Origin of the sequence: Exiguobacterium sp. s7 (genome assembly GCF_018618195.1) — a bacterium.
Taxonomy (GTDB): Bacteria; Bacillota; Bacilli; order Exiguobacteriales; family Exiguobacteriaceae; genus Exiguobacterium; species Exiguobacterium mexicanum_A.
This window is the reverse complement of record NZ_JACSLO010000006.1, coordinates 147,105-172,178: the sequence shown is the minus strand read 5'-3', so window position 1 is coordinate 172,178 and position 25,074 is coordinate 147,105. Positions and strand designations below refer to the sequence as shown.

General features: G+C 52.4%; 28 protein-coding genes, 2 pseudogenes and 1 other annotated feature. Of the genes and pseudogenes, 22 read left to right on the top strand and 8 right to left on the bottom strand.

Going from position 1 to position 25,074, the window contains the following annotated elements:
- Nucleotides 1–33: 33 nt before the first annotated feature.
- Both KNP79_RS09720 and KNP79_RS09715 read left to right on the top strand, forming a co-directional pair.
- On the top strand, nucleotides 34–261 hold the full coding sequence (locus tag KNP79_RS09720) for a DUF3221 domain-containing protein (RefSeq protein ID WP_058764445.1): 228 nt from the start codon (nucleotides 34–36) through the stop codon (nucleotides 259–261).
- A 19-nt stretch (nucleotides 262–280) separates the two neighbouring features.
- A complete protein-coding gene (locus KNP79_RS09715) occupies nucleotides 281–445 on the top strand; it encodes a hypothetical protein (protein WP_034778922.1) in 165 nt (54 codons plus the stop codon).
- Nucleotides 446–457: 12 nt separating this feature from the next.
- Here KNP79_RS09715 and KNP79_RS09710 read toward each other — a convergent pair whose 3' ends face one another.
- A complete protein-coding gene (locus KNP79_RS09710) occupies nucleotides 458–1,708 on the bottom strand; it encodes a hypothetical protein (RefSeq protein ID WP_215192197.1) in 1,251 nt (416 codons plus the stop codon).
- Between the two features lie 983 nt (nucleotides 1,709–2,691).
- Between KNP79_RS09710 and KNP79_RS09705 the strand changes: the two are divergent.
- From KNP79_RS09705 to KNP79_RS09680, 6 genes and pseudogenes are all read left to right on the top strand, one after another.
- Nucleotides 2,692–2,808: pseudogene (locus KNP79_RS09705) on the top strand (UTRA domain-containing protein); the annotation flags it as partial.
- Between the two features lie 136 nt (nucleotides 2,809–2,944).
- On the top strand, nucleotides 2,945–3,163 hold the full coding sequence (locus tag KNP79_RS09700) for a DUF6440 family protein (RefSeq protein ID WP_058764442.1): 219 nt from the start codon (nucleotides 2,945–2,947) through the stop codon (nucleotides 3,161–3,163).
- Nucleotides 3,163–3,695 (top strand): annotated as a pseudogene (locus tag KNP79_RS09695) (GNAT family N-acetyltransferase). The gene KNP79_RS09700 and the pseudogene KNP79_RS09695 overlap by 1 nt, the downstream one beginning before the upstream one ends.
- 15 nt (nucleotides 3,696–3,710) lie before the next feature.
- Nucleotides 3,711–4,415: an ABC transporter ATP-binding protein gene (locus KNP79_RS09690; protein ID WP_138858930.1), complete on the top strand. Its 705-nt coding sequence runs from the start codon at nucleotides 3,711–3,713 to the stop codon at nucleotides 4,413–4,415.
- On the top strand, nucleotides 4,412–5,185 hold the full coding sequence (locus KNP79_RS09685; protein WP_034778899.1) for an ABC transporter permease: 774 nt from the start codon (nucleotides 4,412–4,414) through the stop codon (nucleotides 5,183–5,185). The genes KNP79_RS09690 and KNP79_RS09685 overlap by 4 nt, the downstream gene beginning before the upstream one ends.
- Nucleotides 5,182–5,544, top strand: a complete 363-nt coding sequence (locus tag KNP79_RS09680) for a VOC family protein (RefSeq protein ID WP_215192195.1) — start codon at nucleotides 5,182–5,184, stop codon at nucleotides 5,542–5,544. The genes KNP79_RS09685 and KNP79_RS09680 overlap by 4 nt, the downstream gene beginning before the upstream one ends.
- Nucleotides 5,545–5,579: 35 nt before the next feature.
- On the opposite strand, the gene KNP79_RS09675 is transcribed toward KNP79_RS09680, so the two are convergent.
- From KNP79_RS09675 to KNP79_RS09655, 5 genes are all read right to left on the bottom strand, one after another.
- Entirely contained in the window at nucleotides 5,580–6,089 is a 510-nt protein-coding gene (locus KNP79_RS09675) for a hypothetical protein (protein ID WP_215192193.1), read from the bottom strand.
- A gap of 136 nt (nucleotides 6,090–6,225) precedes the next feature.
- Nucleotides 6,226–6,573, bottom strand: coding sequence for a nuclear transport factor 2 family protein (locus tag KNP79_RS09670; protein ID WP_215192192.1), 348 nt, complete (start codon nucleotides 6,571–6,573; stop codon nucleotides 6,226–6,228).
- Nucleotides 6,563–6,904: a DMT family transporter gene (locus KNP79_RS09665; RefSeq protein ID WP_215192190.1), complete on the bottom strand. Its 342-nt coding sequence runs from the start codon at nucleotides 6,902–6,904 to the stop codon at nucleotides 6,563–6,565. Before KNP79_RS09665 ends, KNP79_RS09670 begins: the two co-directional genes overlap by 11 nt.
- An 11-nt stretch (nucleotides 6,905–6,915) precedes the next feature.
- Nucleotides 6,916–7,224, bottom strand: a complete 309-nt coding sequence (locus tag KNP79_RS09660) for a DMT family transporter (protein ID WP_215192189.1) — start codon at nucleotides 7,222–7,224, stop codon at nucleotides 6,916–6,918.
- Between the two features lies 1 nt (nucleotide 7,225).
- On the bottom strand, nucleotides 7,226–7,753 hold the full coding sequence (locus KNP79_RS09655; protein ID WP_215192187.1) for a TetR/AcrR family transcriptional regulator: 528 nt from the start codon (nucleotides 7,751–7,753) through the stop codon (nucleotides 7,226–7,228).
- A gap of 111 nt (nucleotides 7,754–7,864) precedes the next feature.
- Between KNP79_RS09655 and KNP79_RS09650 the strand changes: the two genes are divergently transcribed.
- From KNP79_RS09650 to KNP79_RS09615, 8 genes are all read left to right on the top strand, one after another.
- The gene (locus KNP79_RS09650; RefSeq protein WP_215192185.1) at nucleotides 7,865–8,437 is read left to right on the top strand and encodes a zinc dependent phospholipase C family protein; all 573 of its coding nucleotides are present in this window, start codon (nucleotides 7,865–7,867) and stop codon (nucleotides 8,435–8,437) included.
- Complete coding sequence (locus tag KNP79_RS09645) at nucleotides 8,434–8,724, top strand: hypothetical protein (protein ID WP_215192183.1); 291 nt, start codon at nucleotides 8,434–8,436, stop codon at nucleotides 8,722–8,724. The genes KNP79_RS09650 and KNP79_RS09645 overlap by 4 nt, the downstream gene beginning before the upstream one ends.
- A gap of 15 nt (nucleotides 8,725–8,739) precedes the next feature.
- Nucleotides 8,740–9,033, top strand: a complete 294-nt coding sequence (locus KNP79_RS09640) for a hypothetical protein (RefSeq protein ID WP_215192181.1) — start codon at nucleotides 8,740–8,742, stop codon at nucleotides 9,031–9,033.
- Between the two features lie 264 nt (nucleotides 9,034–9,297).
- A complete protein-coding gene (locus KNP79_RS09635; protein WP_215192179.1) occupies nucleotides 9,298–10,299 on the top strand; it encodes a siderophore ABC transporter substrate-binding protein in 1,002 nt (333 codons plus the stop codon).
- Nucleotides 10,300–10,323: 24 nt separating this feature from the next.
- Nucleotides 10,324–11,316 (top strand): ABC transporter permease, encoded by a 993-nt coding sequence (locus KNP79_RS09630; RefSeq protein WP_251128268.1) that lies wholly within the window; start codon nucleotides 10,324–10,326, stop codon nucleotides 11,314–11,316.
- A complete protein-coding gene (locus KNP79_RS09625; RefSeq protein WP_215192177.1) occupies nucleotides 11,313–12,389 on the top strand; it encodes an iron chelate uptake ABC transporter family permease subunit in 1,077 nt (358 codons plus the stop codon). The genes KNP79_RS09630 and KNP79_RS09625 overlap by 4 nt, the downstream gene beginning before the upstream one ends.
- On the top strand, nucleotides 12,386–13,138 hold the full coding sequence (locus KNP79_RS09620) for an iron ABC transporter ATP-binding protein (protein WP_058764412.1): 753 nt from the start codon (nucleotides 12,386–12,388) through the stop codon (nucleotides 13,136–13,138). The genes KNP79_RS09625 and KNP79_RS09620 overlap by 4 nt, the downstream gene beginning before the upstream one ends.
- 18 nt (nucleotides 13,139–13,156) lie before the next feature.
- Nucleotides 13,157–13,855 (top strand): ferredoxin--NADP reductase, encoded by a 699-nt coding sequence (locus KNP79_RS09615; RefSeq protein ID WP_215192175.1) that lies wholly within the window; start codon nucleotides 13,157–13,159, stop codon nucleotides 13,853–13,855.
- Nucleotides 13,856–13,858: 3 nt separating this feature from the next.
- Here KNP79_RS09615 and KNP79_RS09610 read toward each other — a convergent pair whose 3' ends face one another.
- Both KNP79_RS09610 and trpE read right to left on the bottom strand, forming a co-directional pair.
- A complete protein-coding gene (locus tag KNP79_RS09610) occupies nucleotides 13,859–14,437 on the bottom strand; it encodes an anthranilate synthase component II (protein WP_034778872.1) in 579 nt (192 codons plus the stop codon).
- Nucleotides 14,434–15,765, bottom strand: a complete 1,332-nt coding sequence (gene trpE / locus KNP79_RS09605) for an anthranilate synthase component I (protein WP_215189778.1) — start codon at nucleotides 15,763–15,765, stop codon at nucleotides 14,434–14,436. Before trpE ends, KNP79_RS09610 begins: the two co-directional genes overlap by 4 nt.
- Before the next feature lie 43 nt (nucleotides 15,766–15,808).
- Between trpE and KNP79_RS09600 the strand changes: the two genes are divergently transcribed.
- From KNP79_RS09600 to KNP79_RS09575, 6 genes are all read left to right on the top strand, one after another.
- On the top strand, nucleotides 15,809–16,381 hold the full coding sequence (locus KNP79_RS09600) for a DUF3885 domain-containing protein (protein WP_214754088.1): 573 nt from the start codon (nucleotides 15,809–15,811) through the stop codon (nucleotides 16,379–16,381).
- Nucleotides 16,378–16,610, bottom strand: a binding site (T-box leader). Its footprint overlaps the gene before it by 4 nt.
- A 535-nt stretch (nucleotides 16,611–17,145) precedes the next feature.
- Nucleotides 17,146–17,520, top strand: coding sequence for a nuclear transport factor 2 family protein (locus tag KNP79_RS09595; RefSeq protein ID WP_034778866.1), 375 nt, complete (start codon nucleotides 17,146–17,148; stop codon nucleotides 17,518–17,520).
- Nucleotides 17,521–17,674: 154 nt separating this feature from the next.
- Nucleotides 17,675–19,000 carry an Ig-like domain-containing protein gene (locus KNP79_RS09590; RefSeq protein ID WP_215192173.1) on the top strand — a complete coding sequence of 442 codons (1,326 nt, stop codon included), beginning with the start codon at nucleotides 17,675–17,677 and terminating at the stop codon, nucleotides 18,998–19,000.
- Between the two features lie 760 nt (nucleotides 19,001–19,760).
- A complete protein-coding gene (locus tag KNP79_RS09585; RefSeq protein WP_214763491.1) occupies nucleotides 19,761–22,166 on the top strand; it encodes an Ig-like domain-containing domain in 2,406 nt (801 codons plus the stop codon).
- A 223-nt stretch (nucleotides 22,167–22,389) separates the two neighbouring features.
- On the top strand, nucleotides 22,390–22,890 hold the full coding sequence (locus KNP79_RS09580; protein ID WP_214796870.1) for a hypothetical protein: 501 nt from the start codon (nucleotides 22,390–22,392) through the stop codon (nucleotides 22,888–22,890).
- A 71-nt stretch (nucleotides 22,891–22,961) separates the two neighbouring features.
- A complete protein-coding gene (locus KNP79_RS09575; protein ID WP_214796871.1) occupies nucleotides 22,962–24,905 on the top strand; it encodes an asparagine synthetase B family protein in 1,944 nt (647 codons plus the stop codon).
- The last annotated feature ends 169 nt before the right edge of the window (nucleotides 24,906–25,074 follow it).

Here is a 25,074-nt window from a genome sequence, read left to right as displayed (position 1 = left end):
GGAAAGGATTTCCGAAGAAATGGAGGAATGGAGATGGTCACGTTCACAGGGTATATCGTCGAGCTCGAGCCAACGCGGATTCGAGTCGCGCCGAACTTGGATGCCGAGCCGTTCGATGGGATCGTATTTCACTGGGAGGAGCCGTTGCGAGAGGACGAGACACCGCTCGCCGTCGGTCAACAGGTGCGCGTCGAGCATGATGAGAAGATGACCCGTTCGCTGCCGCCCCAGGCGACGGCGCATCGAATCGATGTGCTATGATGGTGTCGAGGTGAATTGAATGGGACAGTCGAATTTCTTATGGATGGGCGTCGTCATCGCCATCAGTGCGCTGATCGTCTGGTTGTTGCAGGACGTGATGCCGTTTTGGATGTTGTCGATCATCCTGCTGTTGTTCGGGGCCGCGGTCGGCAACGTGCAGCGACGCTCTAGAAAAGACACATGAAAAAGCACGTCATCATTCAGATGGCGTGCTTTCTTCGTCTTCTGCCGGCTCGTCCGGGACATCCTCGGTCGCGTCAGTTGCGTCCGGGTTCTCCTCGGTGACGGGCGGTGACGTCGGTTTGTCGTTCTTGTCTTGTTTCGGTTTTGTGTCGGGCTGATCTGCCTTTGGTTTTGTGTTCGGTTTGTCTTGCTTTTTGACCGGTGCCGGTGCTTCCGCTTCTTTCTCCTGAACGGCTGGCTTCTCTGGCTCGACCGGTTCCGCCGGTTCAGTCACTGGGACGTCAGGCTCGGTCGGTTGCTCCGTGACGGGAGGCGTCTCAGGTTCTTCGGTCGGTTGTTCCGGCTCAGCTGGCGCTTCCTCTTCGACCAGATCCGGTTCTTCTGCTGGCTCCTCGGTTTCAGTTGGAGCTTCGGGAGCAGCTTCTGGTTCCGGTGTCGGTTCCGGTTCTGGAGCCGGAGCGGGTTCTGCCGGGTCCTCTCGTTTCGGGATCGGTGTGATCGGTGCGACCGGAGCCAGTTCAGCGGCCGGCGTACTGCGTTTTTTCGTCGGTGGCGGTGCCGGCGTGTCAGACTCGAGGAACGACAACACGTCTTGTTCGAACAAGGCGACCGGGAGCGTCTTCGTCACCAAATGGATGCCGAGCACCCGGCCATTGACCGTGACGATCGGGCTGCCGACGGCGCGGTTCGGTAAATCGAATTCCCGCTTATAGCTGTCTTCTTCGAACGTGAGCGTTCCTTCGATCTGCTCATCCGGCGCGAGCGTTAACACCGGCTCGTCCGGTCCGACAATCGCGTGGCTGAACGAGAACGGTGTCGCCTTCACTTTCTCGATGCGGATGACGGCGATGGCGTCGGTCCGACCGACGACGGTACCGTTCACGGTCTCGTCACCTTGTTTCAATGTGACGCGAGTGATGCCGGCGACGTTATGGGCCGCTGTCAACACGTCTTGCGGGCTAATCAAAAAGCCGGAGCCCGTTCCAATCGTATATAAGCTATCTTGCAACGTCTCGAGGTCGACGGTGTTAGCCCCGTTAGCCGAGACCGTATCTTCGGTGATGTTCAAATCGACTTTGTCGGCGAGCGATTCACTCGAGCGCGGAGTGTCGGTGAGATAGGCGTTCGTCAAAAACGAGACGAACGCGATGAGTGCGATGACGATGGGGACAGCAATCCATTTCAAGCGACGTGGGCGATGGCCACACGTCGGACAAACAGTGGTTTTCGAGCGGGTCTTCGCTCCGCAGCGTGGACAAGTCACGGGATGACACCTTCCTTTATAAACATAGATGATATGCCTATTCCTCATATGAGTCAGGGGTAAACAAATATTTGTCGGGGGCACATATGAAACAGGTAGGTGGACTGAACTTATTCAAAACGGGAAAGAACTAATTTGACACTCCCACGATTGAAACCGTGGGATTCTGAAGTGCTTGTGCGAGCGCAGTCCATTTCTGTTTTGCTCAAGCCTTCAGTTGAGGGTGTGTCACCACCCCTCCTGAGACAGACCCTATAGGTTCTCAGGCTGATAGACTGTTACCATCCACCACAGGTCGTTGCAGGTGTGTCCACCAGATGTTTTAGCGTCTTTTACGTGACGACAGGCATCGTTTTACCGGTCACATGTTTTCGTGACCGAACCGGATACGATTCTCAAGGAGCGATGGACACGGGCGTTTTAGAGACTTGTACTTGTCTATGGGATATATATACCCGAATGTCGGATGTTTTTCACATCCGAACTCACTTCATCCCATGCCTAAAGGCGGGCTATGCCCGGTATGGGCTTTCCCGCTCGTAAAATCTGTAATAACAGGATGTTGACATGCGTCCTATGCCATCACAAAACCCTGCTCAGAGGTTTGATGGTGAAAGTCTAATGGAAAAGGGTTAGTCTCCTATACTTTCGAGTGTCGTTGGAAGCCCTTGTACTTTAGACCCTTACCACCTAGTGGTTAGAGTGTCAGAATAAAGGAAGAAGGATTCTATAAATCTACGGCAGGATGTCACAAGAGAGAATTTTAGATAGTAATTCCAAAAAAAGTATTGTCTAGAATCAGTAGCAAATATTATGCAGAGACGAGAAAATTTCTAAGAGTATGAGTTGTGAAAGTAATTTGGTGTCAGTCGGACGGCTTAACAAGTGCACTCAATCAGATGACGGCGAAGGGTACTCATCCCTCAGTGAGGACTTGGCGCGTTTGATATTTAGGGAAAAACCGACAGATATAATCGTATACGCCGTGTTTCTATATCGAGACGGTGACCGAGGACGCCTCGGGACGTACGATTGAATATTCACGGTCCTACTTTAGAGGGGATAAGACGAGCTTCGCCATCGAGCGAAGCTATTCATGAACACGCCACAATCGGGCGTGTTTTTTTTGTATGGATTAAAGGGGTTTCGCATCCGGCAGTCATGGATACGTCTCATTCATTCATTGAAACGAGAAGATATGTTGCGTACAGTTAGAAGTAGAAAGGTGGGGGTAGGATGTTATTCAAAAAGAAAATAGCAGAAGAAGCGGCAGGATCGAAACGGTTTCACGTCAAGTTGACGGAACAACTGCCGGAACTTGGACAAATCACCATCCTCGTCGATACGGACACCGGCGTGAACTATATCCAGACGTGGGTCGGGACAGGTGGAGGCATCACTCCGCTACTCGATGCGAATGGTGATGTTGTGGTCGAGGAAGGGTACCGATCGTGATGTCACTCAGCACCAATCGGCTGACGTTACGGCGGGTGACAGCGGACGATGCGCCACACCTGTTGGCATATTTATCGAAACCTGAGGTCGTCCGCCATATGGGACTCGACCCGTTCACGTCGTTAGAGGATGCGTTAGAAGAGATTGCCTGGTACGATTCGATTCTCGAGGAAGGGACAGGTGTCCGCTGGGGAATCACGTTGACCGGGCAAGACGAGGTCATCGGCAGTTGCGGATTTTTGAACGTGTCAGCGAAGCACCAGCGAGCCGAAATCGGGTTTGAGCTCAGCTCGAATCATTGGGGAAGAGGCATTGCCGGTGAGGCGCTCCGCGCGGTCGTTCGTCATGGGTTCACACAACTCGGCTTCCATCGTATCGAGGCGCTCGTCGAGCCGGCGAATACCGCGTCACAACAGCTCCTCGAGCGGGTCGGATTTACGCGAGAAGGGTTGCTGAGGGGTATGAGTTCACACGTGGTAAGTACGACGATTTATATATGTATTCATTGCTTGAGACAGACAGCATGACATGATGGGAGGCGACGCCGATGCAGATTATTGAATTCAAGAACGTGAGTCATGGAGACATTTTACATAACGTGACGGGTTATTTTCGGGAAGGACGGATCACGACGTTCGTCGGTCCGAGCGGTGCCGGCAAGACGACGTGCCTGAAGCACATCAACGGCCTGTTATCGCCGGACGCCGGCGCGATTTATTTTAAAGGGGAGAACATCGATTCGATTGATGTCATCGAGTTGCGCCAACGTGTCGGTATGGCGTTCCAAAGTGCGCCGATGATTGATGGGACGGTGTACGACAACATGAACCTGCCGAAAGCCATCTTCGGCGAGACGCTCGAACGGGAGCGGGCGGCGGACCTGTTGCAGAAAGTCGACTTGGGCGGCATCTCGCTCGACCAACCGATCAAGACGTTGTCGGGCGGGGAACGGAGTCGGGTCGCCATCGCCCGGACGCTCGTCAACAAACCGGACGTGCTGTTATTGGACGAGATCACGGCGAGCCTCGACTATCGGACTGTTAAAGAGATTGAGCGATTGATTGTGAGACTGCAAAAAGACTTCGGGGTCACCGTCGTCTGGATTACGCACGACCTCGATCAAGCCCGTCGTGTCAGTGATGACATGTGGTTTTTGCGAAACGGGGAACTGATTGAGTTCGGCGACGCGACGTTCATCGACGAGTCGGACAACCCGATGATCGGTCGTTTCGTGAGGGGGGAAGAACTATGACGTTCATCGAACTGATGACCTCGTTGGTTTTCGTCGCCATCCCGCTCGGTTTGGCGCTGTTCTTAAAACTCGGACTCGAGCGCGACATCTTGATTGCGACGGTGCGGTCGATTGTTCAGTTGCTCATCATCGGCTATATTTTGACGTTCGTCTTCGAGAGCGACAGCCCGGTGTTCATGTTGCTCATGATCCTGCTCATGATCGGGGCGGCGACACAGAACATCATCAAGAAAGGGGACGGCATCCCCGGCATCACATGGATGATTCTGCTCACGCTTGTCACGGTCGAGACGTTGACGATGGGTCTCATGCTCGGACTCGGCATCATCCCGTTCGAGCCGGAGAAAGTCATCCCAATTAGCGGCATGGTCATCGGGAACTGTATGGTATTGTCGCTCCTGTTCTTGAACAAGTTTAAAGACGAGGTCGAGCGGAGCGATGAAGTGATTGAACTCATCTTGTCGTTCGGCGGCACACCGAAAGCAGCGATTGAGCGCAGTTTGAAGAGCGCCATCCGCACGAGCATGATTCCGACCGTCGAGGCGCAGAAGACGATGGGGCTCGTCCAACTCCCGGGTATGATGAGCGGACTCATCATCGGCGGGGCCGACCCGATGGAGGCGGTGCTCTATCAATTACTCATCTTGTTCCTCATCTTGACGACCGCGTCGATCTCGGCGGTCATGGTCGGTTATCTCGCGTATCCGCGCCTGTTCAACCAAAAGCTTCAGTTCGTCGGGTTGACGTATCGAAAGGGGAAAACGACATGATTCAAGGCATCCATCACGTGCAAATCACGATTCCGAAAGGCGAGGAAGCCCGTGCCCGTTCGTTTTATTGCGGCGTGCTCGGTCTTCCAGAAATCGAGAAACCGGCGTCGCTTCAAGGGCGGGGCGGCTTTTGGCTCGAGGTCGGCGACCGTAGCGTTCACGTCGGTACCGAGGACGGGGTTGACCGGCTGCCGACGAAAGGACACGTCGCCTATGCCGTGACCGATTTAGCGGAATGGGGACAGAAACTTGAGGCGGAAGGAATCGAGCGGCTCACGGGCATCCCGATTCCCGGATTCGACCGGTTCGAGTTCCGCGACCCGTTCGGCAATCGAGTCGAGATGATTCAAGCCCTCTGAATGGAGAGTGCCCATAGTGGGTGCTCTTTTTTCGTTCAAGAGATGCCGAACAGTTCGATGACAGCTTTCCAATTGGAAGGATAGGCGTTGCTGCCACTATGCTGGTGCAACAGTTTGCCGTGACGGTTCACGGTGAAGTTCCATTGCGTCCCGTCCATCGTGAAGCATCCTTTCTCTTCGAACACTTCAGGCCAGCGATGGGAGACGAGCGACACGAATCGCTCATGGACGCGGAAGGCATCTGTTTCGTTGTACCAACCGGATTTGGGGATCGCCGTGCTCAAGTCGAACTCTTCGCGCCAGATGATTTCCCGTTTGACCGCGCCATCTTCAAAAAACGTGAAGGTGGACTCGTTATGGACGCCGAAGCCCCCGACCGTGAACGTGACGGTGACGGTCGGTCGTTTTTTACGGATGGCATCGAGCGGGATGGTCGGCTCGAACGTCAATTTCGTTTCACGCGACGCTTTGAGGGCCAGTTGTTCTTCTACGGAACGCCTCGGACGAACGGATTGAAGCCATTGCGGTTGTTTGTGTTGACTCATGTTCATCTTCCTTTCATCTCATCGGATGGCTTGATTATAAGTAAAATGAACATGAGGGGTATGTACAAAAATGAACCAGGTATGATGAAAGGGAGTGTCGATTGGGACACTCCCTTTTGAGGTGACGTATTTAGTGTCAAGAAGGCGGAACGATTGTCCCTTGATGGAAACGCATCTTCCACTGGCCATCAACGTTCACCCAAATCGAACTGCGCAAGGCGATGCATCCAGTGGAGTGGTCTTCGGTCCGATACGTGGCCAGGATGATGTCGTCTTGAACGCTATCCAGTGAGAAGTCGGATAAGGTGATGTGAATCTCGCCGAGGTCCATCGTGGCGGCAGATGCCGTCCGATATAACATGCGCCCCGAACTGCCGATTTCAAAAAAATCATCCGTGAGTAGACGGTGCAAGTGCTCAGGCGATGTGCGCACTTCGGTCGTCAGTAACGCCCGTTCCTGTTGTTCGATCAAGTCAGCCAGCATGTGGTTGCTCCTCCCGTTTTCCAAGATTCATGACGATGACGCCGAGCACGATGACGATCAGGCCGATGCTGTTCAAGGTCGACAGCACTTCCCCATACACGAACACTCCGATCAGCCCGGTCGCGACCGTGCCGAGTCCGGCCCAGACGCTATAGGCAATGCTGAGGGGGATGCTCTTCAAGACGATGCCCATCAACGTGAACGAGATGGCGAAGCTGATTAAGAGAACGAGACTCGGGAACAGATTGGTGAATCCGTCCGACAGCTTCAACATCGACGTCCCGAGCACTTCGAACGCAATCGATAACAGTAAGATTCCATAGGATTTCATGATTTCCCTCCTCATAGTTTCATCAAGACGAGCCCGACGATGACAAGCCCGATGCCGACAACGGTCTGAACTCGGACTTGTTCCTTGAAGACAAGAAAACCGATCAGCGCCGTCGCGGCCGTGCCGACCCCGCTCCAAAACGCATAAGCGAAACTGAGCGGGATGGAAAGGAGGGCGAGCGACAACAAGTAAAATGCCGTCATGTAACCGAAGGCGACACCGAGAACGGGCAGGCGGCTCGTTGTCGTCGCGTTCAGCTTCAGCATGCTCGAACCGAACAGTTCAGAGACGATGGCACCGACGAGATAGACGAAGCCCATGTTACGATTCTCCTTTTGACAGCGCGTCGCACTTTTGTCGGATGATGCGGGCAGCCCGATCTTTGAACGCAGCGCTATAGTCATATGTCAACGCGAACCAAAACCCGTCACAGAGCAGTCGAAGCTCGAGCACGCGATCAGCGTCAGGACCATCCGCGGCGAACTGTTTATCCCAACGTTTGGCGGCGTCGTTCCAAAGCTTTCCGCTCGCATCTTCTTGTGATGAGATGAAGACGGCAATCAAGTCGGCATCACCATCGCTATAATCGAGCGTCGCGAGGGCGTAGGCGCGTGTGAACGGATAAGGACCATCTAACCCGGTTTGATGATGGACGATCCGATTTTCAAATTCATCGAGCGCCATTCTATTCATCTGCTGCAACAGGTTGGCCTTGCTTTCAAAGTGGTATAAGACGCCACCTTTCGTGATACCGGCGCGTTTGGCTAAGTGGTCCATCGACAGTTGTTGAATGCCCTCGGTTTGAATGATTTGTGCGGCGGTCCGCAGTAACAATTGTTTTTTACTCATGTGTGTCCTCCTCACTATACTGAACGGTCAGTATAGTGAGCGTATCAGACTAGAGTTGGCTTGTCGAGATGAATACATGAATGGGATAATTAGGAAAAGGGGGGAGAGATGATGGGTTCACATTTGATGCATCTCGTCATCGGGAATGAGGTGTTGGCGCATTTGACAGATGTCGATCGCACGGCTTTTTTGTTGGGAAATCTTGCGCCCGATGCGACGACGTCTAAACAAAACACCCACTATTACGCGGGACGGCATGAGGATATGACAAGACGGCTCGATCTTGATCAATATTGGGTGGACAGTGCGGACGAGAATCAATCGTTCCGCCTCGGCTATTATTGCCATCTCGTCGCGGACGAGATTTGGTTGCAGGGGTTTTATAAAGCCTGGCTCAAGCAAGTCATTACGAAAGACCCAGAAAAGCAGGCGATGTATTATGCCGATTTTGATTCATATAACGCTCGTTTAGTGCAGCGATTGGACGCCTTCGATTTCGACGTGTTAACCAATGCCGCACAAGGCGATCTGCTGGCACTCATCCTCAAAATCAAGCAAGATGCGAAGGCGACAGAGGAAGGGACGTATAAGATGTTTTTGCCGCACCAGCTCGATGGATACGTCGAGACGTGCATCCTTCGTTGCCGACAGATGGTGCAACAGAAAAGTGAGGTGACCACATGACACAACGCCGCTATGCGCCGCTCTACGTGACGTTTGGACTCTCGTTACTGACCATCTTGGCGCTGTTCACCTTGAACGGCCGCTTCTTTCCGAATCTGGATTTGATGACGGCCGTTTGGGTCTACATTGCCTTAGACGTCGCCCTCGTGGCCACATTGATTTGGGGCCTATTCTCGAAAGAGAAGACGGTGCGCGTGTTCAGTCTCGTCGGGAATTTGGGATTGATCGTGCCGCTATCGATTTGGATCTTTTTGTTGCTACTCGCCAACGGCATTTCGGAAGCATAGGGGAGGGGGAGTCCTATGAAAGAAACCGAACCTAAATTACCATTTCTCATGCGTCCGGTCCCATTCTTTATCTTGTTCGCCTTATGTGGACCGCTCGCGCTTATCCTCGTCTTGATTTATTGGCGGGACTTGCCAGAAGACAGGCGAGGTCCCCATCTCATGATTTCAATCTTGTTCTCACTCCTATTCATTTCAAAAATTCTTCCGGACGGATGGTTGCGAATCCTCGTCTTTTCATTCACGTACACACTCATTCTATTTCTCACCTACAGCATATGGGGTCGGAAAAGAAAAAGAGAGAAAGAATAGCATAACCATTTGGAAAGCAGCCATATCAACTGCTTTCTTTTTTATTGGCGTTATATAGAAAGAATAATATTTCCATTTCCAATTTGAAAATTTGGCATTGCGCAACCTATTTTTGTTTGTTATGCTTCTCAATGAAAACGACAATGATAATCATTATCAGTTAGAAAGCATCAGTATTCCTTACATAGAGCAGAAACGTGGACTAGTCGCGGACTCACTGAGAAGGTCGTCATTCAAAAACAGATACATAGGGAGATGGAAAGAATGGGGAAATGGAAAGCAGCAGTTATGCTCACATCACTCGTCTTCACGCTAGCCGCATGCGGTAGCACGGACGAAACGAAAGACGAAGGAAGTGCGGAAGCCGAGACGGCACCGAAGACAGTTGAAATCACGGACGCACATGGAACAATCGACGTACCGGTCAATCCGGAGAAGGTCGTCGCGCTCGACAACCGAACGTTCGAGACGCTCTCAGATTGGGGAATCGACTTGGTCGCGGCACCAATCGGATTGATTCCAGCGGACTTGCCTTATAAAAATGATAAAGACATCGTAGACGTCGGGATGCACAATGAGCCGAACCTAGAAGCGATCGCCGGTGTGGATCCGGATGTCGTCATCGTCGGACAACGATTCGCCGACTACTACGAAGACATTAAAAAATTGGTCCCAGAAGCAGCCGTCATCAACTTGGACATCGAACTTCCCGAAGATGCGGGCACGCCAGGAGAAATTTTGGTCGAAGGCTTTGAGACGACGACACGTTCACTCGGCCAAATCTTTGAAAAAGAAACGGAAGCTGATGAACTCATCGCCAGCTTCGAAGCATCGATCGACAGTGTGAAAGAGGCATACGATAGTGAGGACAAGGTGATGTCAGTCATCGTTTCAGGCGGCGATATCGGCTTCTCGGCGCCGAACACAGGTCGTGTCTTCGGACCGATGTATGACATCTTTGACTGGACACCTGCCCTCGAAGTAGCGAAAACGACAGGTGACCACCAAGGGGATGAGGTTTCGGTCGAAGCGATTGCTGAGAGTGACCCGGACTGGTTGCTCGTCCTCGACCGTGATGCGGCCATTTCAAGCATGGAAGACGCTGTACCTGCAGCGGACGTGATTGATAACGCACCGGCACTCCAAAAAACGAAAGCCGTGACAGACGAAAAAATCGTGTATGCGCCGAACGATACGTACATCAACGAGTCGATTCAAACTTATTCTGAACTATTCAACGACATCGCAGCCGCGCTTTCGAAATAAGGGAGTCACGTTGTGCAAAAACCAATGACAGCAAGGGTTGAGACATTGTCTCAGCCCTCCTTTTCTAACATTTGGACGAAGTCCTTTATCGTAGCAATGCTCGTGGTGTTCATATTGGCGGGCCTTTCGCTCGTGACCGGCGTCTATGACATTCGTCAAGAAGGCGGGTCGGACATGTTTTGGATCACCCGCGTTCCGCGCACGGTCGCCATCATGTTGACCGGTGCCGCCATGGCGATGTCGGGGCTCGTCATGCAACTGATCACACAGAACCGTCTCGTCGAACCGACGACGACAGGTACACTCGAATGGGCGGGGCTCGGCCTGCTCGCTGTGTATCTGCTCGTCCCGGCTCCGACGCTCATGATGCGGATGACGGGGGCAATCGTCTTTTCATTCATCGGAACGATGGTCTTCTTCTGGTTTCTGCGTTCGGTCAAACTCCGCTCGTCGTTGATTGTCCCGATTATCGGACTCATGCTCGGGGCGGTCGTCTCGGCCGTGTCGACGTTTCTCGGTCTATTCTTTCAAGCCAGCCAGACAATCGAAGGTTGGTTCGTCGGGTCGTTCGCATCAGTTCAGGTCGGACGGTATGAATACTTGTGGCTCATCATCCTCGTCACGTTCTTCATCTTCATCCTCGCGAACCGCTTGACGCTCGCTGGTCTCGGCGAGGACATCGCGACGAGCTTAGGCGTCAATTACAATCGTCTCATCTTGATTGCGACGGGATTGATCGCGCTCGCGGTCGGGGTCGTGGCGACGGTCATCGGTAATCTGCCGTTTCTCGGGCTGATCGTCCCGAACATCGTCTCGATGTTTCGCGGGGACGACCTCCGCAGCAACTTGCCGTGGGTATGCGTCATCGGGATGGGAACGGTCCTCGTCAGCGATTTGATTTCGCGGACGATCATCATGCCGTTCGAATTGCCGGTATCGCTCATTCTCGGTACGGTCGGGTCAATCGTATTTATCGTAATTCTCTTGAGACAACGGAAGACGGGAGGGGTACGATGAGCACACTTATTGAAAATAAGACGAAGCATCGGGAAGCATACGATGTTGATGGTCGGTCCGTGCATACAGACGATCGGTGTGCGACGGCGTTCCGTTCGAAACGAGAACAGCGCCGCTATTGGTTGTTCCTGGCCTTCTTTATCGTCGGGGGACTGCTCTGTGCGTTCGGGTTACTCGTCTTTAACAATCCGGTCCCGTTCGACTCACCGTCGTTCGTCCCGGTCGTCGAGCGTCGGGTCGTCGCCGTCATCACGATGGCGATTGCCGCGCTCTGTCAAAGCTTGGCGACGGTCGCGTTTCATTCGGTGACGAACAACCGCATCATCACACCATCCTTGCTCGGGTTCGACGCGCTCTACTCGACGATTCAGACGAGTATGATCTTCTTCTTCGGGGCGGGTGCGCTAATCGGCTTTTCGGGAACCGGTGCCTTTTTGACCCAGGTTGGCCTCATGGTGCTCATGAGTCTGCTCTTGTACGGCTGGCTCTTGTCCGGGAAATACGGCAACCTGCAACTGATGCTTCTCGTCGGGATTATCATCGGGACGGGATTGAATTCGGTGTCCTCGTTCATGCGACGCATGCTCGCGCCGTCCGAGTTCGACGTCCTGCAGGCCCGTCTGTTCGGATCGGTCATGCATGCCGATGCGGCCTACTTCCCGATCGTCATTCCGATTGTGATTGTCGTCGGGACGTTGTTGTATAGTTTCTCGAATCGCTTGAACGTCGTCGCACTCGGCAAAGACGTGGCGACTTCGTTCGGGGTGAACCATCGCCGGAGCGTCATCTTTACGCTCGTCTTGATCTCGCTTCTTATGTCGGTATCGACGGCGCTGATTGGACCGTTGACGTTCTTTGGATTCTTGGTGGCGACGCTCAGCTATCAAGTGGCAGCGACGTACGATCATAAATACGTGTTTCCGATGGCGTTCGCGCTTGGGTTCTTCGTGTTGACGAGCGCGTATTTCTTTATGTATCACATTCTCAATACGCCGAGTGTCGTGTCCGTCATCATTGAACTGTTCGGCGGCATCATTTTCTTGGCAGTTATCTTAAGGAGAAAATCGCTATGATTCAATTGGAACAAGTACAAAAATCGTATTCGGATAATGTCCAAATCGGACCAATCAATCTCGACATCCCGAAGGCCGGGTTCACGTCGTTGATCGGACCGAACGGGGCTGGGAAATCGACGACGCTCATGATGATCGGCCGTTTGCTCGATTTAGACGCGGGTCAAATCCAAGTCGCCGGGATGGACGTGTCGAGCACGAAATCGAAAGATTTGGCGAAAATCGTCACGATTTTACGGCAAGAGAATCATTTCGTGACGCGTCTCACCGTCCGTCAGCTCGCGGGTTTTGGACGTTTCCCGTACTCAAAAGGGCGGTTGACGCAAGAGGATGAACGGATCATCTCGAAATATATCGACTTCCTCGACTTGACGTCGCTCGAGCATCGCTATCTCGATGAATTGTCGGGCGGACAGCGCCAACGGGCGTACGTCGCGATGGTGCTCTGTCAGGAGACGGAATACGTGCTCCTCGACGAGCCGCTCAACAACCTCGATATCGCTCGCTCGGTCCAGATGATGGAATACTTGCGGCACGTCGCCGACGAGTTTGGACGGACGATTGTCACGGTGCTCCATGACATCAACTTCGCGGCGAAATATTCGGACCGCATCTGTGCGATGAAAGACGGGAACATCGCCGCCTTTGGTACGGTCGAAGAGATTATGGACGCCGACATCCTATCTGACATTTTTGAGACGAAACTGGAGATCATTCAAGGACCGTATGGACCGATCGCGGTCTATTAATAGAAGGAGGGGATCAGCATGCAGATTTATTGGACACCAATTCAACAAGTCGTGCAGGAAGCGCGAGACACCTACACGTTCAAACTGGATCTGCCCGAGGGCTTCACGTGGGAAGAAGGGGCGCACACGCACTTCGCGCTCGAAGGATTTAACAAGGAAGATCGACCGAACCGGACGTTGATTCGGCACATGTCGATCTCGACGTTGCCGCATGAAGGCGCGATCGGTATCACGACTCGGGTCAAACCGGAATGTTCGACGTTTAAATCAATCTTGCGTGACATGAACATCGGGGACAAGGTCGCCATCTTCAAGACGCATTCGAACGTGCCATTGAAGCGGGAAGGGAAGAACGTCTATCTGTTATCGTGCGGGGTCGGCATTGCGACGTTCCGCCCGCTCGTACTCGCGTATTTGGCGAACGGGGAAGGTGTGCCGCACCTCCACTCGTTGAACGTCGACTCGTCGAAAGAATATTTGTTTAACGATGTGTTCGCGTCAACGAATGGATTCACGGCCGAGTTCGTCGACAATCGTCCGGACTATTACCAGCTGGTCGAGACGCTCGCCGCAGACAAAGACGGACTGTTTTACCTTGTCGGCAGCGATGACTTCTTGCATGAGACGATTGCCAAATTGCGTCAAAATGGCGTGACGCCGGACCAAATCATGCTCGACAAACATGACTTCCAAATGGAAGATTTCTTGAAGGCCTGACGCTCAGACCGAGGACGCGTTCCTCGGTCTTTTTGCATGGCACAAGTCGACGAAGCGCTTGAACACGTCACGTCCGTTTGGCGTTCCAATCGATTCGGGATGGAACTGGACACCATATGTCGGGTGCTCGGGATGTTCGAGCGCCATGATGACCTCGTCATGCGTGCGAGCGGTCACGACGAGGTCCGTCTCCAAGACGACGAGCGAATGGTAGCGCATGACCTCACTCGGACTCCCGTCGAACAAGACGCCCGGGGTCGTCTCGATCACGGACGTCTTCCCATGCATGACCTGTTCGGCCCGACCGACCGTGCCACCGAACGCCTCGGCGATGACTTGATGTCCGAGACAGACGCCGAGGATGGGGATGGTGCCGGACAAGGTGCGGACGACATCGAGCGAGACACCGGCATCCAGCGGGCCACCTGGACCTGGGGAGATGATGATTCCAGCCGGATTGAGGTCGCGAATCGCGTCGATTGTCAGTTCGTCATTGCGGACGACCAAGACGTCGCTGAACCGGGCGACATCTTGATACACGTTATACGTGAACGAGTCGTAGTTATCGATGAGTAGAATCATGCGAACACCTCCAAGAGTGATTTGGCTTTATGCAACGTCTCTTCATATTCTGACACCGGGTCCGAGTCGTAGACGATGCCGGCACCGGCTTGGACATAGGCCGTGTCACCTTGAACGACCATCGTCCGAATGGCGAGGGCGAAATCATAGCCGCCCCGGACGTCGAGATAGCCGACGGCCCCGGCATATACTTCGCGCTTCACCGTTTCCAATTCGTCAATCAGCTGCATCGCTCGAATCTTTGGGGCGCCCGAGACGGTACCGGCCGGGAGACAGGCCCGCAGCGCGTCAATCGGATTCAAGTCGTCGCGCAGTTCACCTTCGACCTCGGAGACGAGATGCATGACGTTTTTGAAGCGCTCGACTTCCATCTGTTTCGGTATCGTGACCGAGCCGACTTTGGCGACCCGGCCGATGTCGTTGCGACCGAGGTCGAGGAGCATCCGGTGCTCGGCGAGTTCTTTCTCGTCTTGAATGAGATCAGCGGCGTGACGCACGTCTTCTTCGATTGTCTTGCCACGGGGGCGGGTGCCGGCGATCGGGTTCGTCGAGACGCGATTTCCCTCGACGCGGACGAGACTCTCCGGGGACGCCCCGAGGACGATCGCCTCGCCGAGGTCGATATAGAACAAGTACGGACTCGGGTTCTGTTTCCGGAGCGTCCGATAGAAATGGAACGGGTCGCCGGTGAACGTCGCATCGATTCGTTGGGATAAGACGAGTTGGAACACCTCTCCGGCGAGGATGGCTTCTTTCGCTTTTAGGACGCGTTCGACAAATTCATCCTTGCCAGTCAACACCCGTTCACTCGTGCGGACGACGGGGGCAAGTTCGTGTGTCTTCGCCGTCTCGAGAGCCTGTTTGACGTGGTGGAGTCGCTTCTCAGCATCATCATCCCCGGTGTCGATTACGATGACCTGCTCCTCGACATGATCATAGAGAACGACCGTCTCATATCGTTGGAACAAGGCGTCCGGCAAACCACGCGTCTCGCTCGGGGTATTCGGGATCGGTTCATAGACGCGCTGCATGTCATAGCCGATATAGCCGACGGCACCGCCGATGAACGGATAGGGGGCGTCCGGTGTGTCCCGCGCAACCAGTTCCGACAACAAGGCGAGCGGATCTTCTGTGTGCATCGTGCCGGATGCGTCGGTCACTTCGTTGCCGTCGGCGCGAATCGTCTCGACCGGGTTCGAAGCGATGATCGAGTAGCGGCCGTGCTTGCCTTCGGCGCGACTCTCGAGCAACACTTTCCGTTCTCCTTCTAATCGATGAAAGATTGCCACCGGTGTCAGTTCGTCGCCGTTGATGATGAGTTGTTTCATATCGATAACCTCCTTATAATTTGAGAGAAAAGGGGAAACTATGATGCACATCTTAAAACCGAATCAATTCTCAGGAGATGCGCTCACTGAGCACATCGAGCTAGAAGAAGAATTAAGTCCGTTTCTCGATCAATCGGATGAGTTGAATCAAGCGTATTTCGATGCCGTGATACGAAAAGCGAAGGGGTTGTTCGACACCTTGTTTCCGAACGGTGAGGGCTTCACGCTCGTGTATCATGTTTATGGTGATCACCCGGGCAACACCGGTATGTTTCGATTGATTCGCGACAAATCGCTCCGCTTTCAGACGGCGTTGATTCGTTCCGAAGAAGAGGAGGAGACGCTCTGGACGTATATCGTGCCGATTGCTGATCGAGACCAGATCCGGATGTCTCGTTTGTTGGAGGCGATTTGTCACCAAGACTTTCAACCATTGAGACCACGACTGCGTGGCTGGGCCATGTCGTATCCTGCCGTTCAGTTCATTCATCAGGAAGCAGGACATGTACTATTTGTTTATGATGACCGTGGTGCCTATATCCGCGGGACATCACCCGAACACCTCCAAGCAATCAAACAAAAAATCTCCCCGCCCCTCATGCCCGATCGGACATGAAGGACGAGGAGATTTCCCCGTGTTGCCACCTTCGTTGAGAGACTTCGCGCCTCCCCACTCATCGCGAACCATCATTCGCTGTCCTCGGTAACGGGAGGACCCGTCAGAGCCTACGTATCGGTCTGAACGCTCAAAAGCCCATTCACGTGCAACACGTCACCGGTTCACATCGACCACCGGCTTTCTGGAGACGTATCTTCACGCTACTCTTCTTTCTCATCGCGAGTTCGTATGAATGTTATCGTTACTTTAACGGGCTGAAGTCAGAATGTCAATATCGAAACTGTCAGAATGATTAGGGCTCAGGAATGTTTTTCTATCTGGCGCTCGGTCTTCCGTTTACTGAGAAACGTATAGGCGATGAGAAACGTGGGAATCGGGAAAAGCCAATTCCAAGACGATGGAGAAGTGAGCGTCCCATAGTACACGAGGCCCATCGTCATTTCAATTGCGAGATTGAGCACCAACGTGATGAGCGGGGCGATATAAGCCTTGTCGAATCGTAACGCGATGAGGACACCGGTCCCGATGGTGAGGATAGGGACGATGACGAGTTGTCAGATGAACGGGTCGATCAAATCCATGAGCATCGTCCTTTCTAAATGGGATAAATTGTATATTGCTAAGTACACAGGGAATAGGGGATAAGAAACAGAATAGTACCGATGTGGTTACGTACAATCAAACAATTGAGACGACCATTACGAGTGGGACGACTCGAGCATACGAGTATGTTATGATGGACGCGAAAGGTAGGTACATCAATGGAAACAATCAACTTAAAACAACTTTCTGACGAACGGGCCGCGCTTCAAGTCAAGGGCGACCTGGACGCGATGCGCGGCATCATGCACGACGAGTTTCGTTACGTCGACTCGAGCGGACGTCAGTTCGATAAAGAAACATTTTTAGACCAGTTCGTCGACCCAGCGTCGGTCCAGTGGATCACGCAGGAGACCGTCACGTTCGACGAGACGGTAGCAGGCGAGATCGCCCTCGTGCAACTATTGCTTGAAGAGCGTTTCATCCTCGGAACGAACGCCTACGAAGGTCGGTTCTGGGTGCTGCATGTCTATGTGAAAGAGAACGACACGTGGCTTTGGCAAGGCGGCCAGGCGACGATGATTCATGAAGTATGAGAGGGAGGACTGCTTTGGTACATCCAAAGCAGTTTTTTTTTATGAAATCATTCACCTGATGTTTAAAAAAACGAACTTTTTATTAGAGATGTTATTACAATAAAATAGGGAAACCAACCAAAATAATGATAAACCTAGATAATGGAGGAAAGTCATGAATCATTCATCGTATTTAAAGTTTTTCTTAGCCGGTTCGCTCATCGTCTCGCCACTCTTGCCGCTTCAAGCACAAGCAGAAGGCTCGACGACAGAAGAGCCACCGGTCGTCGAGACGGTCGACGTCACGGCGCCACTTGCACCGGTCGTCTCGATACCGCTCCACACGTCGAAATCAATCGTCATCGAAGGTGAGGCCGGTACGACAGCTTTGATTGGCATCAACAGCAAAGTGTATACGCGCGTCGTCACAGAGGCAGGAACGGCTCAATTCAACATGAGCCCGCAGTCGGTCGGAAAAGTCATCTCGGTCAGTTTGCGTGACGCTGCCGGAAACGTCAGCGAGACGACACAAGTCGTCGTCGCGGTCGATCCGGCCGCACGTCCGGCGACGCCGAAAATCGGCACAGTCAACAGCACGGCCCGTCACATCGTCGTGACCGGCACACCGGGTGCAAAATTGACGCTTCAAGTCGGGAACGCGACGTACACGGCACGTTATGACGCGAAAGGCGTCTATCGCCGCACGACAGCGGTCCTTCCAATCGGCACGGTCATCCGGGCGACGACAGTCGACGCGAAGGGGGCGACGAGCCTCACGCGCTCGACGAAAGTCATCAAAGACGGTCGTGCCCCGATGCGTCCACGCGTTACGCAGAGCGTGACGACGACCGCAACGGCAATCACTGGTACGGCCGAAGCGTATGCAACTGTCTATGCGAAGATTGGGACGAAGACGTATAAAGCCCCAGTCATGTCGACCGGGAAGTTTGCCATCAAGATCCCGAAACAAAAACTCGGACAACCGATTGAGTTGTATGTAGTAGACGGAGCCGGCAATAAAGGCGGCGCCCTCAAGCTCGGCGTGCAACATGCGCTATACAACAAGTTCTATCGTTTGCCTGGCCAAATCACGCTTCATAAAGAAGTGTTCGATAGCGAAGGGGACGTCCGCTACGCTGAGACGTTTGCGCCTGTCTTCTTCGGGAAGCCATCAAAAGCGAATATGGCGTTTCTCGTCGACATCGAATCAGACGAAGGTTACCTCGATATGGAGACGCTCCGCATCCAAGTCGGCAGCAAGTCATACAAAGTGAACATTGACCCGGAAGAGGTCGAGTACATGGAGTATGAGGATGGTTCGGTTGGGGAGTGGTACATCTTTGAGCCGGATGCAAAACTCATTCAGTTCATCAAAACGAACGTCCGTCCACAGAACCGGATCATCGTCACGGTGGAAGGCAGCGAAGGTGTCGTCAAATGGCCGCTCTACGCTGGCGAGAAACGCGCCTTCATCGAATCACTCAGCTACGCTGGATATTAAAAAGCAATACTTCAGATCGCCCTTCTCAGGAAGGGCGATTTTTGTGTGTGATCATTTAGCAAAATGACAATACAAGAACCGTACTCCGATTTCTCGATAACCATTTACTGGATATTTTCTGTCGTATTGAAGAAAAAACGTCTCACCGGCTATGAATCGTCCATATTCATCTGACCCAAAAGTCCTATTCGAAAAGCGTAATTCGTGTCGGACGAATCAGTAGAAGTTCTTAATTGGTAATGAATTGGTTTATTAAAAAACATTACTCACATAATTAAATGGTAATTAAAGGTAATATAGGTTTATTAAATGTAAAATCCAAAACGGAAACTGGAAATTATATTTTAAGTGTTCATTTCATAAAAATCGAATCCGATGACAGAAGTCTGATCTTGATTAAAAACGTTGATAGCGCTTACTTTGTTGATTTTATGCGATTTTAATCACACTGGTAATTCTAGATTGGCATCTTGAATATTCTAAATAAAAATACGAAAATGCATTATCATTTCCCTTTTTCGATAAAAAGTCGCTTGTTTCAATTGGAAACGTTATGTATATTATGGATGTAAGCAATCTGGGACGATGCATAGGCTAAAAGTCAATGTATGGTTTTAGATACCTGTTTTTGTATGACCCAAGTCCTATCGATGCTATACATAACTCATGGCAGTAAGGGTGCCTTGAGGCGTGATCGAGAGGACGAGGGGGAGTCGAAGACGCAGAAATCGCATTTTACCAAAGGGAGGATTTAAACAAGATGGCAAACAAAAAACAATTTGTCACGGCAGCGGCAGCGTTTGCAGTGACAGCGGCAGCGGTCGCACCAGCAATGTCAGCTTCAGCGGCAATGCCTGTCGTCAAGCTCAGCTCGGACTATGTACGTCAAGGGAACTTGGATGCAGCGCTTGACAAGACGTATCACGGATCAGAGATTCACTGGTACAAGTCTTCAGTCAACATGAACAAGCTCGGTGTCTTCCAAACGGCGGTAGGTTTCGTCAAAGGGAAGGGCATCAAAGTTGAGAAGCGCGTTCGCGTTTTGAACTACGCTCAAGAAGTGATCGGACCGAAAGAAATGCTCGTCTTCGAAAAAGGACAAGCCGTCTCAGGTATCCGCTCACAGCCGGTCAAATTTGCAGACCGCGTCTACATGAAGCCGGGTTCATGGTCTGGTATCGACACGTCGCAAGTCGGCGAGTTCACTGCGACGTTCACTTACTCGAACAAAGCGTATGGAACGGTTTCGAAATCGTTCAAGTATAAAGTCGTCGAGTCAGCACCGATGGTATCAAGCGTCGAGTTGCTCAACGCCAAAGAACTTCAAATCAACTTCTCGAAACCGGTTGACGCGAGCACACTTCTTTATAACGGCATGCTCAAAGATGGAACGGTCGAAATCGATCACATCCCAGATGCGCAACGCCTTAAAGGACTGCGCGGCACACTCTCGAAAGACGGCAAAACGCTCGTCGTTCGCGCCGAGAAGACATTCGACGGCCGTTACGCCGTGCTTGCCAGCTCGAAGATCAAAGGTCTTGACGGCAAAGATCTCGTACCGTTCAAAGGAATCTACACGCTCACAGATAACGTGCGCCCAGTCCTTAACGATCCTGAGTACCTTGAAAACAACCGCGTGAAGTTCACGTTCTCTGAGCCGGTCAACGTTGACTCAGAAGAAGCGCTTGAGAAGAAACTTGAGTTGACAGACGCTTCTGGCGCTGGCTACAAAGTTGATGTCGACAAGCTCTCGTGGGACGGTAAGTCGTTCATCCTTGACTTGTCAGACGCTCAGTTCGTCGCAGGAAAAGATTACAAGTTGACGCTCGTCGGTCTCCGTGACTTCGCTGGCAACTTCATCACACCAAACCCAGTGACGAAGGTCGTTCAGAAGAAAGTCGTTGACGGTGTAGCACCTGCAGTCGTCGGCATGTCGTCTTCGAAACCGGGCTACCTCACAGTGACATTCTCTGAGGCTGTCTATGTGGATCGTTACAACCATGTTGCGAAAATCACGCTTACAAACGGTGACATCGAAGCTGACCTTGACGACAACGCATGGCTCGACGAGTCAGGCAAAGTCCTCACTGTCCGTGACAGCACGTTCATCGGTCAAATCGACGTGAAAGTTTCTGAGTTCCGCGACCTCGCTGGCAACTACGGCGCAGCGTCAACGAAACTCGTCAACTTCACAAACGATGCGACTGCACCGACTGTGACTGGAGCAGAAGTGAAAGTCATCGACGGCAAGAACCACCTCGTCCTCACGTTCTCTGAAGAAGTGAACGCGCTCTACGATGGTGAGATGGTCGGTTCGTACATCACGCCGAACGGTGTCGAGAAGAAAGTCAAAGCATGGACAGACGCTTCGTACTACTCGAAGAACCAAATCAAGACGCCGATCTCGGATCTTGAACTTGGAAACTACTCGGTCACGCTTCCGAAGAACCTCGTAGAGGATGTCGTCGGCAACGCGAGCGCGGCTCAATCAATCAAGTTCTCAATCACATCGAGCCCAATCGAGAAAGAGAAGCCGACGTTCGATGGCTACTACTTCCAAGAGAAGGACAACAGCACACTTTACCTCAAGTTCAGCGAGAAACTTGACCCATCATCACTCTACTTGGGCAACTTCTTGATCGAAGGCAAAGCGATCGCTGAGAAAGCCGTCTTCACGAACGAGAAACGTGACGTCATCAAGTTGACGCTCAAAGAAGGCGCGATCCAGACATCTGGTAAATACGCGTTCACAATCCAAAACGTTAAAGACGTGGCGGGCAACGTCATGGATACACTCGCCTTGAACGAGAAGTTCGCTGAAAACGACCTTCCAGGTCTCACTTCGGCAGTTCTCACGTCGAACAACGTGTCAGGCGACTACGCGATCATCACGCTCACGTTCGATGAGTCGATCGCAGACTACTCAATCGAGGACGGCTATGAAGACTTCAAACTCTTCGTCGGCGACCAAGACCTCGCGAAATCTGCGAAAGTCTCAGAAGTCATGGGATCGCAGTCGAACCAAGTCAAAATCACGGTTGACCGTGTGTTGACTCCGGCTGAGACGGCTCAAACGCTCACGCTCAAACCAGGTGCTGCGTTCGAAGTCCTCGACCTCGCGAACAACAAACACCCATTGTTCACTTCGGTGAACATCGCTAAGTAATTAGCGCTGACATTTATTGACCCTCCCTTAGGGTTAAATAGAGCAAAGCCTTCGGGCGGAGCCATCTTGAAACCGGTAGCGTTTGACGCTGCCGGTTTTACTATGTAGTAAACTGAAAAAAATACATATTAATCCCAATAAATTATGGAAATTTAAAACAAATAAGGTATTATTATATTGGTTCTATTTTCTTTAGGAATAATATATAATTTGGAGGGGTATTATGAGTCGTGCACAACGGAAACAGAGACGAAAGTTCCAATTTCTCGTCAGGACGTTCGTCTTGGTCTGTCTGATTTTATCTGGCGTCATCTATCAACAAAACCAAGAAGCCGAGGCGAAAGTGAAGCTTCATGCGTCTACCTTGGGAAACGATTTGCGATTTAGCGGGATGGCGCTACGGTTAGATGCGAAAGGCCTATACATACACTCGAACAGCAGTCATAAACCGATGGGCTTCACAGGGGCCCAAATCGACCCGAAACGTGGGACGATCATCGTCCGTCGTGATCGCGGCGATTCGGTCGTCTCTATCATTGCCGAACCGGACGAGACGCTCACGAAACGAGGCATCACGATCGGGGCTTCTGGTGGCGGGAGAGTGACCCATTTGTATTTATATCAAAACGGTGTTCAGCTCAATTTGGCTAAACCGGCTGACTATGCAAAAGCAGCGGGTTCTACCTCTAATATTTGGATGACCATCATCAGTCAATCTCGATGAGTTACCGGCACGTCCGGTGCTCATCTTTTTTCGAGTCGAGGCAAGAATTTACTATAGAATGAGGGAAAACGATGCAAGCTTATCAACGTGGATTTTTAATGACGCCGACACAGACCACACGTGACGGGTGGGATATGGTCACTTTGCCGAACGGTGACTTCTTTTACTATGACCCAATCACTCAGGTCGACTTGATTCAAAATGGAAATCGGTGGATGCTCGCTATGGGGGATGTCATTGACATCCGAGCGATGAAGCGTGACCGGATGAACTTGCTTGCGCGACTGAGCGCAGAAACGACGGAAGCGTTTCATGAGTCACTCGACTTCATGGGCGGTCGTTATGTGCTCATTCGTGGCGACGAGGCATCCGTCCGGCTCTACCACGATGCGACAGGGATGCGCGGCGTCTACTTCACGACAGAAGCGCCGCTCCGGGCCGCCAGTCATTTAGAGCTGTTGCAAGAAGACGTCCAGTCCGCACCGCACCCGCTCTGTTCAAGCGAGTTGCGTCAACACAACCATTACCACTTGCCGGGTCACTTCACGATCTATGAGACGATCCGGATTCTCGTTCCGAACCATTTCGTCGATGGGTCATGTGTGATGACCCGTTATTATCCACGGCGTCCGCTTGAATCGCTACCAGTCGAGGCGGCGATCGAACCGCTCCGGACCTGGTTCGACAACCAGTTGCATCAGCTGTTCGAGACAGACGAACGCATCATCTTCTCCCTCACGGCCGGGATCGACAGCCGTCTGTCGCTCGCGCTCCTGAAACCGTTCCTCGCAAACATCGAGGCGTTCACTTACCAAAACGTGGCGCACGTCGAGTCGCTCGATATCGATGCGGAAGTCGCCACGATGATGGCGCGCGACCTCGGATTCGCCCATCGTATCATCCCGGTCGACGGCCGAGCGTTCGAACAAGCGGACGAGACAAAACCGTTTCGCGATATGATGCGCCAAAGTGTGACGTCAAATCACGGTCATGCCCACGCCTATGAATATATGAAGCTGTACAACGACCGGCCGACGCGACATCTACGGTCGAACATCCTCGAGATCGGTCGTGCCTTTTACCGGAAAAACCGTACCCTCCCGGCCGAGTTCACCGTCGAAGGCGCGATTCGTTGCTATTCATGGAAGTCGCGGGAAGATGACCGTGTCGTCGCGTTATGGACGTCTTACGTTGAAGCGGTCGGGTTGACCGAGGCGACGCTCCACGGCTATGACCCGTACGACTTGTTATATTGGGAGTACCGGATGGGCATGTGGCACCAGCAAGTGCTCGCCGAGAGCGACGTCGCTTTCGAGACGTACATTCCGTTCAACGCCCGGGCCATCCTCGAGTTGTTCCTCGCGCCTGAATATGGGGACCGTCTATACGCAAAGCTGTTCTATGAAGTGATCGGTCATGAGTGGCCGGTGCTCGCGTTCTGGGGCGTGAATAAACGAGACACGATGCGCGATTATCTGCATCCGACGCTCGACCAAGACTGGATGCCGCTGAACGGGGTCATCACGAGCGGACGGTTGGACGAGTCGACGATCCCACTGAACGTACGTCGCTTGACGACGAACGTGTCGTATCATCTTGAGGCGAACGCGATGAAAAAAGGCGATCACATGGTCTACACGCAAATTCTACCGACGAAATCAGGACAGACGTATCGCTTGAACTTGAACGTGCTCAACCCGTTCGAGAAACGGTCGTCCCTTGGCTTAGGACGGATGCGCTACGAGATTTGGGTCGACGGGGTCTTGTACTTGTCCGAGGATATCGCGGCCTGGGGCGGCCCGAACCAAGTATGGGTCGAGTTCGATGCGACGGCTGAGACGACCGAGTTCATGGTCCGGACGGTCGCCCTCCGTGACTGTGGACCGAACAAATGGGGCGCGGCCTCAAAGATGCAACTTGAGGCGCTGCGTCTTCAAGAAATCGAGCACGGTCATTTGAAGGCTGGGGCATCGAGTCCGTTCACACAAGTTCATGAGTTGATTGAAGCGGAGTAAGGCTTTTTGCCTAACGTGTTTCAATTTCCAAGGAATCCCTCGATGTTGCAGTCGGGGGATTTTTTGGAAAAGATACACGGAATTAACGAAAAATTAATTGTATTTACTAGTGGAATTGGATATGTTTAGAGAGGAGAGTGGTCTCTGAAACGATAGGTCTGAAGACGGA